Origin of the sequence: Brevibacillus formosus (genome assembly GCF_003013405.1) — a bacterium.
Lineage (GTDB): Bacteria > Bacillota > Bacilli > Brevibacillales > Brevibacillaceae > Brevibacillus > Brevibacillus formosus.
Genome location: NZ_PXZL01000027.1, coordinates 173,317 through 187,376 on the forward strand (window position 1 = coordinate 173,317; position 14,060 = coordinate 187,376).

The 14,060-nt window shown below is 51.1% G+C and carries 11 protein-coding genes; 5 read left to right on the forward strand and 6 right to left on the reverse strand.

Features of this window, described 5'->3' with window-relative positions; translation table 11 throughout:
- Window positions 1-35: 35 nt before the first annotated feature.
- The 3 genes from gcvPB to C7R91_RS22315 are packed head-to-tail and all read right to left on the reverse strand — an operon-like array spanning window position 36 to window position 3,862.
- A complete protein-coding gene (gene gcvPB / locus C7R91_RS22305) occupies window positions 36-1,625 on the reverse strand; it encodes an aminomethyl-transferring glycine dehydrogenase subunit GcvPB (RefSeq protein ID WP_047070164.1) in 1,590 nt (529 codons plus the stop codon).
- A gap of 16 nt (window positions 1,626-1,641) precedes the next feature.
- A complete protein-coding gene (gene gcvPA / locus C7R91_RS22310) occupies window positions 1,642-3,027 on the reverse strand; it encodes an aminomethyl-transferring glycine dehydrogenase subunit GcvPA (protein ID WP_047070162.1) in 1,386 nt (461 codons plus the stop codon).
- A gap of 52 nt (window positions 3,028-3,079) precedes the next feature.
- A complete protein-coding gene (locus tag C7R91_RS22315) occupies window positions 3,080-3,862 on the reverse strand; it encodes an SDR family NAD(P)-dependent oxidoreductase (protein ID WP_047070161.1) in 783 nt (260 codons plus the stop codon).
- A gap of 262 nt (window positions 3,863-4,124) precedes the next feature.
- Between C7R91_RS22315 and C7R91_RS22320 the strand changes: the two genes are divergently transcribed.
- Both C7R91_RS22320 and C7R91_RS22325 read left to right on the forward strand, forming a co-directional pair.
- Window positions 4,125-5,879, forward strand: a complete 1,755-nt coding sequence (locus tag C7R91_RS22320; protein WP_047070160.1) for a sigma-54 interaction domain-containing protein — start codon at window positions 4,125-4,127, stop codon at window positions 5,877-5,879.
- Between the two features lie 59 nt (window positions 5,880-5,938).
- Complete coding sequence (locus tag C7R91_RS22325; protein ID WP_047070159.1) at window positions 5,939-6,715, forward strand: arylamine N-acetyltransferase family protein; 777 nt, start codon at window positions 5,939-5,941, stop codon at window positions 6,713-6,715.
- Window positions 6,716-6,775: 60 nt separating this feature from the next.
- Here the strand turns inward: C7R91_RS22325 and C7R91_RS22330 are convergent, their stop codons facing one another.
- Together C7R91_RS22330 and C7R91_RS22335 are read right to left on the reverse strand one after the other, a co-directional pair.
- The gene (locus tag C7R91_RS22330) at window positions 6,776-8,203 is read right to left on the reverse strand and encodes a M23/M56 family metallopeptidase (RefSeq protein WP_047070157.1); all 1,428 of its coding nucleotides are present in this window, start codon (window positions 8,201-8,203) and stop codon (window positions 6,776-6,778) included.
- Window positions 8,204-8,207: 4 nt separating this feature from the next.
- Entirely contained in the window at window positions 8,208-8,582 is a 375-nt protein-coding gene (locus C7R91_RS22335; RefSeq protein ID WP_047070155.1) for a BlaI/MecI/CopY family transcriptional regulator, read from the reverse strand.
- A gap of 113 nt (window positions 8,583-8,695) precedes the next feature.
- On the opposite strand from C7R91_RS22335, the gene C7R91_RS22340 reads away from it, so the two are divergent.
- Complete coding sequence (locus C7R91_RS22340; RefSeq protein ID WP_083995083.1) at window positions 8,696-9,364, forward strand: class I SAM-dependent methyltransferase; 669 nt, start codon at window positions 8,696-8,698, stop codon at window positions 9,362-9,364.
- A 48-nt stretch (window positions 9,365-9,412) separates the two neighbouring features.
- Here the strand turns inward: C7R91_RS22340 and C7R91_RS22345 are convergent, their stop codons facing one another.
- A complete protein-coding gene (locus C7R91_RS22345) occupies window positions 9,413-10,951 on the reverse strand; it encodes a hypothetical protein (RefSeq protein ID WP_047070154.1) in 1,539 nt (512 codons plus the stop codon).
- A gap of 144 nt (window positions 10,952-11,095) precedes the next feature.
- Here C7R91_RS22345 and C7R91_RS22350 point away from each other — a divergent pair, with 144 nt between their 5' ends.
- Together C7R91_RS22350 and gabT are read left to right on the forward strand one after the other, a co-directional pair.
- Window positions 11,096-12,499: a sigma-54 interaction domain-containing protein gene (locus C7R91_RS22350; protein ID WP_047070152.1), complete on the forward strand. Its 1,404-nt coding sequence runs from the start codon at window positions 11,096-11,098 to the stop codon at window positions 12,497-12,499.
- A 203-nt stretch (window positions 12,500-12,702) separates the two neighbouring features.
- The gene (gabT, locus tag C7R91_RS22355) at window positions 12,703-14,052 is read left to right on the forward strand and encodes a 4-aminobutyrate--2-oxoglutarate transaminase (protein ID WP_015893916.1); all 1,350 of its coding nucleotides are present in this window, start codon (window positions 12,703-12,705) and stop codon (window positions 14,050-14,052) included.
- Window positions 14,053-14,060: the final 8 nt, after the last annotated feature.

Below are 14,060 nucleotides of genomic sequence, written 5' to 3' on the forward strand. Positions count from 1 at the left end.
CACGGTATACAACAAGTGCTGGCGTTTCTTTCTTTTTACCCTTGTGCCGTCTTTTTCAAATAAGCTCTCCATGTGATGCACCATTGATCAGGATCATCGAGTACAGATTCTAGGACGCGGTGACCTGTACTATGGTGCGGCGCTGTTTTTACAATCTCTGGATTCTCATAGGCTTCCTGCGAGATATGAGCCAGTGCCGCGACGTATTCATCGAGCTCTGCCATAGAGTAGGACTCCGTCGGTTCCAGAGTAAACGGCTCCGGCACGACATATGGGTGGTGACTGGTCCAGTAATGGTGGGCAAAGTCGACCATCCGGCGCTGAACATCGTAGGTCGTGACGCCCGTGTCTTCTTTTAGCTGCTGCCAGCTATAGCGAACCTGCTCCAGGCGTCGGCCTTGTATATAGGGGGCGCTCGCACCGCGGATTTGCAGGATTTTGTGATAGAGATAGTTGTTGTTGAGGCAAGCGATTTCGGCAACTTCCCTCAAGCCGTCAGCACCAAGCGCACGGACCCAAGCGTAGGAGCGCAGGACAGCAGGTGGTACCCCGTAAAAGCTGCGGACTTTTCCGATGCTGTTTTTTAAATCACGCTTATAGAAGTAACGCTCCCCGTCGAAGTCTACAATCGGTCCTGGGAGAAATTGCTCCAGCTCGGCAGTGACACCGATGGCACCTGTTGCAGGTCCGCCGCAAGCGTGTGGGACGGAGAAGGTTTTGTGCAGGTTGAAGAAGCACATGTCAAAGCCTGCTTCCAGCGCACGGGTAATACCGAGCAAGCCGTTGGCGTTTGCTTGGTCGTAGCAGCATAGCCCCCCTGCGGCGTGAACGACGTCTGTGAACTCCTTGATGCGGGAGTTGTAAATGCCTGTATCCTCTGGATTCGCTACAGCAAAGGCAGCGGTTCGCTCCGAGACGAGGCCCTTTAGCGCTTCCAGATCAGGGTAGCCGTTTTCATCGGCAGGTACATAAATGATTTTGAAGCCTTTGACTGCTGCCGTCGCGGCTTGGGACGGATGGGAGAAATGGGTGGTAATAAACTCGTTGCGCTGTTCTCCTTCGCCGCGAGATTCGTGGTATTTGCGCACGATAGAGGCTTGGGTAAACAACGCCTGTGTGCCGCTGCCCGGTTGGAACGAGAATTTGTCCATTCCCGATATCTCGCGAAGATATAGATCGAGCTGATACGTTATCTCCAGCATCCCTTGGACAGTAGACTCGTCTTGCAGCGGATGCAGCTCCGCCATTTTCGGGGAGCGCACGAAGCGTTCATTGATTTTCGGGGAGTATTTCATCGTGCAGGTGCCTTGCCCAATCTCTACGTTGAAATCCGACCCCAGCACTTCCTGCGAAATGCGGGAGTAGTGGCGGATCACGCGGTACTGACTGATCTCGGGAAGATTCGGCCGTTTTTTCCGGCGCAGGCTGTCTGGCAGCTGAGAGATGCCATCACCTACGCTCTCCACGATTTGCGGCTCGACGGGTGGTACCTCGACGCCACGCTCACCGGGCTGGCTCAGCTCGAAAATGACAGGCTCATCCCACTTTGCTTGGTGGAAGCGGCGTACCTTATGGTCTCTCGGAATCCGTTTCATTTTGTCGATAGTTCCTTCGGATGTTTTCATGGGCGGTTTCCTCCTTTTACACGATGGTTTTTATAGCAGTAACGAGCGTATCGATATCCTCCTGGGTATGAACCTCTGTGACGCAGTAGAGCGCACATTGACCCAATTCCGGGTAGTGTTCGGTCAAATCCACACCGCCGAAAATGCCTTTGGCGAGAAGCGCAGCGTTGATGTCTTTGACGGTTTTGCCTGTTTGCGAGAAGTCGATCACGAACTCCTTGAAGAAAGGAGCGGCGAATTTGGCCTCGACCCCGGAAATGGAAGAGAGCTGTTTGGCGGCGTATTGGGAGCGCTGCATGATGCCTTGCCCGACTTCTTCCATGCCCACAGGTCCCATCGTCGCCAAGTACACGCCTGCGGTAATGCCCCATAGCGCGGTTTGCGTTCCGACGGACTCCTTGCCTTTTTCACGTTTGGCAAAAGAAGTGCGGTCGTATGCGACATCTCCGAAGCCGTATTCGCCTTCGACCTCTGTCGGAGCGATTCCAAACAGGCGGGACGGATATTCCATGACGTAGGTCGGGTCGTCATGGGTCGCGATAAAGCCGGATTGCCCGCCGCCGTAATGCATGTGTACGCCAAGCGGCTGCAAATCTCCGCACACGATGTCCGCGCCGTAATTCGCCGGAGATTCCATCACGCCGAGAGAGATGGGATCGACGCCGACTACGCAAATGGCACCGGCTGCATGAGCCAAGTCCGCGATCATCTGTCCATTTACTTCCACGGAGCCGAGGAAGGTCGGATTTTCGAAGTAAACCGCTGCTGTATCTACACTGAGCTTTGCTTTTAGATCATTCAGGTCAAGTCTGCCTGTTTCGTTCTCAAAATCGATCAAGGTGACGGTAAGATCAGGAGACGTATAGTTTTTGATGATCAAGAGCTTGTCGGGATGGATATTTTTCGAGACCAAAAGCTCTGTGCGTTTAGTGATGCGTGCCGCCATGCGCAGAGCAGTAGAAGCAGCCTGTGCCCAGTCAAAGGTCGGAACGTTCACGACATCCATATCGACCAGCTCAGCTACGAGGCTCTGGTACTCGAACAACGCCTGAAAGCGCCCCTTGTCTTCATAAGGCTCACCAGCATACGCCGTCACAAACTCCGCGCGGGAGTTGATTTCATCACAGACAGCCGGAACAAAATGCGGCCAGCAGCCTGCGCCGAGGAAGCTGATATTTTCTTTTGTGGTTTTGTTTTTGTTCATCAGTTGGTTGACGTGGCGCTCCAGCTCGTATTCGGTCAATGCTTTCGGGATGTTCATTTTTTCTTTTAGGCGCAGCTCCCCGGGAATGTCCGCATAGATATCCTCGATACTGGAAAGGCCGATTTCAGCAAGCATTTTCTCTTTGACTTCAGGGGCAGAATTCGGAATATACGGGTGGGCAAAACGTTGTACGCTCATCTCATGGTTCCTCCATCTCTTCGTTGGAATATTCAGTCGGATTAACGATACATTAAGCCAAACCGCCGCCGTCGACGACCAGCACGGAACCCGTCACCCAGGATGACAGATCGCTGGCAAAGAACAGGACAGCATTGGCAATATCTTGGGGAGAACCGAGACGCTCCAGCGGACGTCCTTGGGCGGAGGAGACGAGGAATGCTCCTTCTTCCTTTTCCAGCTGGCGCGCTTCTTCTCGCAACAGAGGTGTGTCGGTATCGCCGGGTGACACGCAATTTACACGGATGTTTTCCGGACCGTGGTCAATCGCCATTGCCCGCGTCAGGTTGACGACGCCAGCTTTTGCCGCACAGTAGGCTGCAGCCTTGTCACCGCCCTTGATGCCCCAGCCAGAGCCAGTGTTAATGATGCTGCCTCCGCCTGTTTTCGCCATGACCGGAATGACGAATTTGGAGAGGTTGTAAGCCCCCTTCAAGGAGACATCGACGACCAGATCCCAATCGTCCTCTTCCAGCTCGACGACCGTCTTTCTTCTGATCACGCCTGCGTTGTTGAACAAAATATCGATGCGACCGTATGCTTCCTCGATCGCTTGCGTTACTTCACGACAATCCTGTTGGGAAACTACATTGCATGTAAAATAACGGGCTGACCCGCCCGCGGCTACGATTTCTTGTGCCGCCTTTTCCCCGAGCTCCTCATTGATATCAAGCAGCATGACGTTTACTCCGAATTGGGCCAGTCGTTTCGCTGTTGCAAGTCCGATACCGGAAGCAGCACCTGTCACCAAGGCTACCTTTCCTTGCAGATTGAATACCTCGTTCGTGTTTACCATGGTCGATCACTCCCCCTAGTTGAAAGGTTTATAATGCAATCGCTGTGCCAAGTGTGAATTGACCCCCGCCGAGTAACATGCTCCTTGCTTGATCGCAAAAAAGCCGATTTTACGAGGCTCCGACTGTATTTCGTACCGTCACAGCGGTGACAAAAATGGCAATGAGTTGTCATTATTGGCAAGCATCAGTGGCAAAATATTTGTGAACTATCTAAATATTTCATAAAATAGAGAGTAAGGACAATAAACAGGGAGGAAATCCATGGTTTCGTTGGATCTGTGCAAACCAGCCATCGAAAAGGTCATTACAAGCATTTCAGATATATTGAACGTGGATGCTGCGGTGATTAACGAGCGCGGTCTCTTGGTCGTGAGTACGGAACGGTATTTGAAACAAAAAGGCGAAAATGTGCATGTGCCCTCGATTGAATTCGTGTTGGCAAAAGGACAGTATGTGGTAGACAAACCCGGCTCCATGGAAATGTGCAAAGGCTGCCGTTTTCTTGACAGCTGTCCCGCCAAAGTCGAGCTGCTGTCTTCTATTAAGGTTGCCAATCATGCAATCGGGGTCGTTTCTCTCACATCCTTTACGAAGGAAGGTCAAAATCGCCTGTCCAAGCATACAGAGAGATACCAGCAAATCCTGACAGAAATCAGCGAGATGATTACGGTGATTGTACAGTCTCATGCGCCGGGACAGATCGAATCGTCTGATGAATCCATGCGGCTGTTGGAGGGAGCGCTGGATACCGTTGCCGATGCGTATTTCACATTTGACCGAAGTGGCAATGTTATTCACACGAACGCCAGCGCTCGCAGACTGCTGTCCCAGCACGAGCTGCTGCCAGCGGAGATTTCACGGATGCTGCTGCCGTCATTATCTGGGATGGCCGCGCACTCTTTGCCAATCGCCAATTGTCTCGTTGACAAGCTCGATGCTCCGACCGAGGCCACGCCGATCATCGTCAACAATCAGCTCATTGGCGGCGTGCTTCGCGTGCAGAGGGGATCGCTAACCACTCCGCGTTTGATCGATTATCAAGGGAGCCGTTCGTCTGGCAAAGCGGATAGCCTTGCTCAAATCGTGGGAAACAGCCCAGCCATCAAACAGGTCAAAGAAATGGCGATGAAAATCGGCAACAGCAGCTCCACAGTACTGATTACCGGCGAAACAGGGACAGGCAAAGGGCATCTGGCAAAAGCGATTCACGAGGCAAGCACGCGCGCTTACTACCCGTTTGTCGCCATCAATTGTGCCAGCATTCCAGAAAATTTGTTCGAAAGCGAATTGTTCGGTTACGAGGACGGCGCGTTTACTGGAGCCAAAAAGGGAGGAAAGCCAGGACGGTTCGAAATGGCAGAGGGAGGTACGCTGTTTCTGGATGAAATCGGCGATATGCCGCTCTCGTTGCAGGCAAAGCTGCTGCGCGTCTTGCAGGAAAAGGTCGTGGAACGAATCGGCGGCACGCGGTCGTTTCCCATCAATGTACGGATTATCGCGGCGACGAATCAGAACCTGGAGGAGCTCGTGGAGAAAAAAGCGTTTCGTGCCGACTTGTACTATCGGTTGAACGTCATTCCGATACATGTCCCGTCACTCGCAGAGCGCAAGGAAGACATCGAGCTCTTGGCTGTTTCATTTATGGAGAAGTACGGAGAGCAAGCAGGACGCACCTTCTTCGGAATAGCACGAGAGGCGATCAATCTGCTCACGCACTATCACTGGCCGGGCAATGTGCGGGAGCTGGAAAACGCCATCGAGTACGCCATGAACATGGAGCAAGACAGTGTACTGACTGCGGACAGCTTGCCTCCGCGTCTTCGTGCTCGTCCTCCAGTGGCTCCTTCGCATTCAGGCCCAGCTATCAAAGCGAGGGTCGCCGATGCACAAGCGGACGCCATTCGTGCTTCGCTGCAAAAGCACGGCAATGATTTGAAAGGGAAGCAGCGGGTGGCAGAAGAACTCGGGATCGGGCTCCGTACTTTGTATCGGAAGCTAAAGCTGCTCGGTATTTAAGGAATTCGGACAGGAGCTTGGTGTAAACTTGTGGGAGAAACGATATGGGAGGAAGAAGCATGAGTGAGCTGAATGCCTTATTTCGGAAAAGAATCGGTATGCCTGAAAATGAAGCGATTACCTTCGATACATTGGATCGCCTCCTAGATCTGACAGCATTGGCGATTCCTTTTGAAAACCTGTGCATTGTGGAAGAGCGAACGAGTCTAATCTCCAGACAATCCATCATGGAGAAGATATTGGTCAGAAACGAAGGCGGTCTTTGCTACGAGCTCAATCCGATGCTGTATTACTTCTTGCTGGAAAATGGCTTTGACGCCCATCTGATTCGCGGAGTTGTTTACAGGCAAGACGTTGGGGAGTATTACACGATTGGCCGAACGCATGCCACGATTTTGCTTACATATGAGGGGAAAACGTATTTGCTCGACACGGGCTTCGGTTCGAACCTGCCGTTGAAGCCTGTTCCGTTAACGGGGGAGACCGTTTCTTCCCGCAATGGTGAATTTCGGATCAAGAAAGAGCAGACGGAGTATGGCGATTATGTACTTGAAATGAAGCTGCGGCACAAGGATACGGACTGGCGGATTGGCTATACGTTTGATTCGCAGAAGCTGGTGACGGATGAAACGGATTTAAACGAGATTCAGACGATCATCGCCGAACACGAACAGTCTCCCTTTAACAAAAGCGCGTTGCTAACGCAACTTACAGAGAGAGGCAATGTCACGTTGACGAATACGACCTTTACACAGTGGGTGGATGGAGTCGTTACCAAAGAAGAAATCGACAACGCGAGATTCAAAGAGCTGGCGAAACAGCATTTTCGTTTATAGCACAGCGAGTAACAAGTTAGGCCACAGATGTTTTTTCTGTGGCCTTTCGTCTTTATTTCTTTATTCTTTTGCTTCTATGTCTGCCAACAGCTTCGTCGGGTCAACGGGTATACCATTTTCGAGAACCTGAAAAGCAAGATGCGGTCCCGTGCTGCGTCCCGTACTACCTAACAGGCCAATAAGCTGGCCTTGGGTCACGGTAGCTCCAGCGGTGACCTCCAGCTTTTCCAAATGAGAGTAAACGGTTTGATACCCACCTTCATGCTCCAGAATGACCTGATTGCCCATTTTTATATTGTATTCGGCCTTGAGCACTTTACCTGCCGCGGCTGCTTTAACCGGTGTGTTCAGCTTGTTGATAATCGAGAGGATGGTTGGATCAGTAAAGTCCCTCCTACTTTCCCCTTCTGCGGGGACGACGAAGGCCTGCTCGTTCCCTAGTGCTTTTTTTGCATCGGTCAAAGTGAAGACGCCTAAAGCCATGACGACCACGATACCAGATAGGGTCCACGTATACGCCCGTTTTTGAAAGTGACGAATCATTTCTATTCTCCTTTTCACCTGTTTTTTGGAGCTGGAGAACCCGACTGTGAAGTGAATTTGTTTGGGGCGGGCATACAGCTCGAGCATTTTGATCATGGTGTATCCGTAGCGAGGTACCTCTGACTCCTGCAAATAAGTCAAAGCCAAGGCATCACAAGCCATTTCTTGGTCCTGACGCATGCGGGAAGCAGCGTACCATAACAGCGGATTGAACCAGTTGAGGATCAGCAGCACGCTCATGATGCTGTTCACAGGAATATCTCGTCTTTTCCAATGCGCCAGCTCATGTAAAAAGATGTGGCGCAGCTCATGCTCGTTGAGCTTGTCCAACAGATTTTCCGGCAGCCAGATTTGCGTTCGCCAGATTCCCATCAAGGCAGGGCTTGTCAGCTGATGACTCACGCGCAGGGGAATGGATTTGGTGATGCCCATCTGTTTTTGGCACTGGGAAAAGACGCGCAAAATGGCCTCATCCTGTACGAACACATCGTTTTTTAGCTGAGAGAGCAATCGGTATGTACTGAGAGTCATGGTGATAGCGAAAGTGAAGACACCGCCGATCCAGATGAGGGAAAGCAGGCTGATCCAAGAAAAGCTCGCTTCGTTTGCTAGAGAGCCATCTGGTTGAAGGGCAGATTCATGCGGATGCAAAGCCTCTGAAGCGAGAATAATCCGTTCCGTAGGCGGATGCGCTTCTTGAATGGATGCCCATGCCGAAGTAGGCAGCCAGTTATACAAACTGATCGTGCTGTCTATCGACCAAGGAACGGCGAGCTTCCAGAGAAGCAGGAACCATACCGCGTGGTGCCAGCGGATGGGAAAATGCTTTTTGCCGAGCTGCTGGCAGAGCAAGATCAGGATCACAAGAATACTGGCTTCGATGGAGTTATACAGTGTCCACGTAAATGTTTGATTGAGAGTGAGTGTGAGCCATTGCCAATCCACCAGCTTATTTCTCCTTTTCGGAAAGGATTTTTTTCAGCTCGTCAATCTCTTGGGAGGAGAGCTTTTCCTCTTTTAAAAAGTGAACCAGCATGGGCTTTAAGGCCCCGCCGTACACGCGCTGCAAAAAGGATTGGCGCTCTTGGCGCTTGCATTCTTCCTCAGTGAGCGCTGGGGAGTAATAGTAGACTCGATTGACCTGCTCATAGGTGAGAACACCCTTTTGCAAGAGGCGGCTGAGCAAGGTTTTGATTGTGTTGTCTTTCCACGTCTTGTTGTCTCGCAGGGCGTGGATGACATCGGCTGCTGTAGCAGGTGACTTTGCCCAGATGACCTTCATAATTTCCCACTCGGCATCCGAGATTCGCGGTTGCTCGTCCAAGTAATACATCTCCCTCGATTACATTTGTAGTCGTTGATTCTGCTTTAAAGATTACACTTGTAGTCACCAGGTGTCAACTATCATTTTTGTAAATCTGTGCCATGTGAGCCTTGTTGGAAGATGACGAGCGAATTGGTACACTGAAGAAAAATCGGATAAAGGCTGTGATAGATATGAATCTGGCCGAGCAGTTTGGCGATATGGATATTTACTTGTTTGATCAGTTGTTAAAGGGGCGGGTAACGAAGGAAATGAAAGTACTCGATGCCGGTTGCGGTTCGGGGCGGAATTTGGTCTACTTTTTGCGAAATGGCTATTCGGTGTACGCGGTTGACCAATCGGTAAAAGCCATTGAGTCTGTACAGCGAATGGCATCCCAACTGACACCGGACTGGTCAGCGGAGCGCGCTCGTGTGGAACCGATTGAGAGCATGAGCTTTGAAAACGAAAGCTTCGATTTCATCATCAGTAATGCGGTTCTTCATTTTGCTGAAAACGAAGAGCATTTTCGCCAGATGCTAGAGGAGCTGTGGCGAGTACTGAAACCAGGAGGCATTCTATTCATGCGTCTTGCTTCCTCGATTGGAATTGAGCATGCTGTACAGCCACTGGGGAACGAACGTTATTTGTTGCCGGACGGAAGCACCCGTTTTCTCGTAAATGAACAGACGATGGTGGGTATGACGGAAAAACTGCAAGGCGTTTTTCTGGAGCCAATCAAAACAGTGAATGTAGGAGGACAGCGTTGCATGAGTACGTGGGTAATCAAAAAGAATGCCTAAGCAAACAAAACCGCCTTCTTTTGGGAGAGGCGGCGTCTTTTTTCTCACTCAAAAATCACGCGTTTGATCAAAAATAGCAAAAAGCTCGTCCACATTTACTTCCACACCGGCAGTAGCCAAATTCCGTTTTGCCGACTGAAGCAGCTCATCGAGCACAACGAAAATTTCTTCCCGCTCAACCGTTTCGATAAAGCCTGTCCGGCGATCCATTTTGTTGAAAGTCTCTGTGTACTCTTTGACCAAGGAACGCAAAGCAGTTTGTATTTCTTCCGCATTCGTCGCGTCTTCGTTGCTTTGTTTTTCAAGCGCACTGATCGCGGTGTTCATTTTTTTATAGAGACTGGCGGCCTTGTTGGCGTGGGCCTTTGAGATGTGTTCCCTGCCATCCCAATCACGAAACGGATTGGTTAAATTATTGGCCAGCCATTCGGGCTTGCGCGGCTTGGTGATGGACAAATCCAGCCCATTTTTCACTTCTTTTTTATAGGCGGCTTTAATGGTCTTGGCCGCTTCTGCCGGGAGGCTCGTCATCCAGAGCGTGGAGAGCTTGGGAAATTGATCTGGCGAAGGGAACTCGTCCCCGGAGAAGCCAAACAGATCGTAGGTCGTAAACGTCAGTAGCTCCTTCAAATGCTTGATACTGCCCAGATTACTGAGGGTACCAGGCTTGCCCCACAGACGGATGTCCTGGAGCGAGGGGTACCGCTGGACGAGTGGCTGCATGTCCAACTCCGTCACATTGCGGAGATGGAGCTTTCCTAAAAGGTCGAGTCCGCGGTGAAGCGGCAGCGAATCTGAGAACGAGGCGGTCAGCCAATACCCATCCTGTTCGGCTTCTATGAACAGGTTGGATGAAATGGCCTTATCCAGTATGAGTTCTTGTAAGCCATGGTTCAGATACAGTGATTCCAGCCCTTCCGCGTTTTGGAGAGAGAATTTACTGAGTTGGCTTCCTGTCAGGTCAAGAGAGGAGACATTGGCTCTCTCCAGGTGTAGCTCCCGAATAAACGGATTGCTTTTGACAAAGGCAAGCAAGGAATCGGTGGGCTCCTCTGCATAGATTCTTGTCAGGCAAGGGAGCTTTTCCAATTCAGAGATGTCCGTCAGGCTTCGCAGGATGTCTGCATGAATGACGTTGTTAGATCGGCGCAGGCTCTCCCCGCCCAGTGAAATCATCGTGTCATCCTTTGCGGCCTGTTTGAACTGCTGGCGACGCTCCTCGGGAATTTGATTCCATTTATGTTGACGATACAGGCTCCCTCCGACATCCCAACTGCCGTAACTCCTTGTCTCTTCTGTCACGAGAGGGGGTATATTCCCTACTTTTATGTAGCCTTTAGGCACGACATTATCGACATAGCTGTGCTCGAGCACATTGTTCCAGAAGAAGTAGTCGCAATATAAGGGCTTCATCTGATGCAGCTCCGATTCATCGGGCAACGTGTCGCTGCTCCAGTCGAGCTCGAGGATACTGATGAGGTTGGCGTTACTCGTGCCAGGTTCTTTTATCGATGTGACCTGACAAGCTGTGTACTTTTGCAGCTTCTCGACAAAAACACAGTAAATGTCTCCGACTGTGGGCGTCATTCCTACCATCCTTTCCATCTCGCAAGGCTTGTTATGATGGCTATTTTTACATATTTTTCATGTGTTGTCGTTGTTCTTGCTGTTTTCTATAATGAAAAAATAAACACAGATCGGACACAACGGCGTGTGAGAGGCGGCGAAGAGATGAAGAGAGAAGAAAGCACGGAGAAATGGATGAGCCGCGTATTAGAGGCCATTGTTGAAACGTCTCGCGATCATTTGTTAATCACGGACCATGAGGGCTACATCCGGTTGGTTGGCGATTCGTCCTATGATGTGTACGGCATCGGGAAGGAAGAGCTCTTGGGCAAGAACGTCATCGAGCTGGAAAAAAGGAAGGTCTTTTCTCCATCTGTCACGCGAAAAGTCATGGATGCCAAGACGCCGCAGACAATCATGCAGGAAATACCCGGCGGTCGAAAGCTGATGGTGACGGCGTTTCCCGTCTGGAACGAGGATGGCAGCATGCATTCGATTATCAGCTATTCCCATGACCTGACTGAAATTATGGAATTGAAACGGCGCTACGAAGGTCTCACGGAGCAGCTCAAACAGTTTGAAACCGAGATTGAGGAGCTGCGAGAAAAGCATCAGGAGGGCTTCGTGGCAGTGAGTCAGCCAATGCAAGCCATTGAGCGTCTCGTCAAAAAAGTCGCGGCTGTCGATTCGACTGTCCTGATTCTCGGAGAATCGGGTGTCGGGAAAAATGTGATCGCAAAAGAAATTCATCGCAATAGCCGTCGTGCGGGTGGACAATTCGTGGAGATCAACTGTGGCTCGATCCCGGAGGGCTTGCTGGAATCCGAGCTGTTTGGCTATGAGGCTGGTTCGTTTACAGGAGCCGCCAAGCAGGGCAAGCAAGGGATTATCGAGATGGCGAACCAAGGGACTCTCTTATTGGACGAGCTGGGAGAGCTGCCGCTGACCTTGCAGGCCAAGCTGTTGAAGGTGATTCAAGAAAAACGGTTGCAGCGCGTTGGAAGCACGCAGTACCGCGACGTGGACTTTCGTCTGATTGCCGCCACTAATCGCGACTTGGAGAAGATGGTGAAGGAAGGGAAGTTCCGGCAGGACCTGTATTTTCGCCTGAATGTTGTCCCGATCCACGTCCCGCCGTTGCGAAATCGGCCAGAGGATATCGCGGCTCTCCTGAAGCGCGTCGTGCGTTCGCTCAATGAACGATACGGAATGGACAAGCGTCTGGATCCTGCCGTAACACATGCCTTGATGCAGTACGAGTGGCCCGGCAATGTGCGCGAGCTGGAGAACGTCTTGGAGAGAATGGTGGTCACAGCGGACGAAGATGTGATCACTTCTTCGCATCTGCCCGTGGAAATCAGGTTGGCAGGGGAAGAGCAGACAGCGATGGAGCCGAGTCTGGCTACTTCCAAAATGTCGCTTCGGGAAGCACTGGAGCAGGTAGAGGAAAAATGGCTGCGCTACGCATCCGAGCACTGCCGGACCACGGGAGAAATCGCGGAGTTTCTCGGCATTAGCCAGCCATCTGTCGTGCGGAAGCTACAAAAATATCGGATTCGTTCCAATTGATTCAAAAATGAATCGTTTATTCAAAAGTGAATCGAACATTCGGGTGTTTTTGATTCACTTTTGAATAATTTGTTGTGACGGTAGTGCCAGAAACGCGATTTCATCAACTTCTGGCGTTTGGCATAGGTATTGCTACATATCGTGGTTGAGTTTACAAGCAAGCAATCCAACCAATACCATCTCGAATGAGGAGAGGAAACGATATGTCTAAACAACGTCAATTTGTAAACGTAGCTGCTGGTGTGCCAGGTCCAAAGGGAGCGGCCCTGATTGAAAAAAGAAAGCAGTTCGTTCCAAAAGGTGTCGGCAACAATACCCCTGTTTTTGTAGAGTCAGCTTCAGGTGCATTGGTAACGGATGTAGATGGCAATACGTACATCGATTTTGCCGGAGCGATCGGCACACTGAATGCCGGACACTGCCCGCCAGAGGTAGTTGAGGCACTAAAAGCACAGCTGGACAAATACATTCATCCTTGCTTCCATGTCGGGATGTATGAGCCATATGTGGCCTTGGCTGAAAAGCTGACGCAAATCACGCCAGGCAGCTTTGAAAAGAAGACGATGCTTGCAAACAGCGGAGCAGAAGCAGTAGAGAATGCGGTAAAAATCGCCCGCAAATACACAGGACGCCCAGGCATCATTTCCTTTAGCCGCGGCTTCCACGGTCGTACGCTTCTCGGCATGTCACTGACTTCCAAAGTGAAGCCGTACAAATTCCAGATGGGTCCATTCGCTCCAGCAACGTATAAAGCGCAGTTCCCGTATCCACTGAACAAGCCGGAATCCATGACAGATGATGAGTACGCGCAATTCTGCGTGCGTCAGTTCGAGGACTTCCTCTTGACTGAGGTTGCACCGGAAGAAGTGGCTGCTGTGATTATGGAACCGATTCAAGGAGAAGGCGGCTTTATCGTTCCGCCTGTGTCCTTCGTTCAAGGTGTCTATAACATTTGTAAAAAGCATCAAATCCTGTTTATTTCCGATGAGATTCAAACAGGCTTCGGTCGTACTGGCGCCATGTTTGCTTCTACCCATTTCGGTATCGAGCCAGACATCATCACCATGTCCAAATCCATCGCGGCAGGCTTGCCCATCTCTGCGGTTACGGGACGCGCAGAAATCATGGACGCGCCAAACCCGGGTGAGATCGGTGGTACCTATGGAGGAAGCCCGCTTGGCTGCGTAGCGGCATTGGCAGTCATTGAGAAAATGGAGCGTGAAGACCTGTCCGGCCGTGCGCAGGTGATCGGAGACAAGATCAAGGCACATTTCCACGCGTTGCAAAAAGAGTTCCCTGTGATCGCAGAGGTGCGCGGACTGGGTGCGATGTGCGCCGTAGAATTTATCGATCCAACAACCAAGCAACCAGCGAAGGAGCTCGTTGCTGGCTTGACCAAAGGCTGCTACGAGTCTGGCGTCATCGTGCTTTCCGCTGGCGTCCACAGCAACGTACTGCGCTTCCTGTCTCCACTGGTTATTACAGACGAGCAACTGGAAGAGGCGCTGGATATTATGACGGATGTTCTGAAAAGCCAATACGTGACGAACTAAAACGCCCG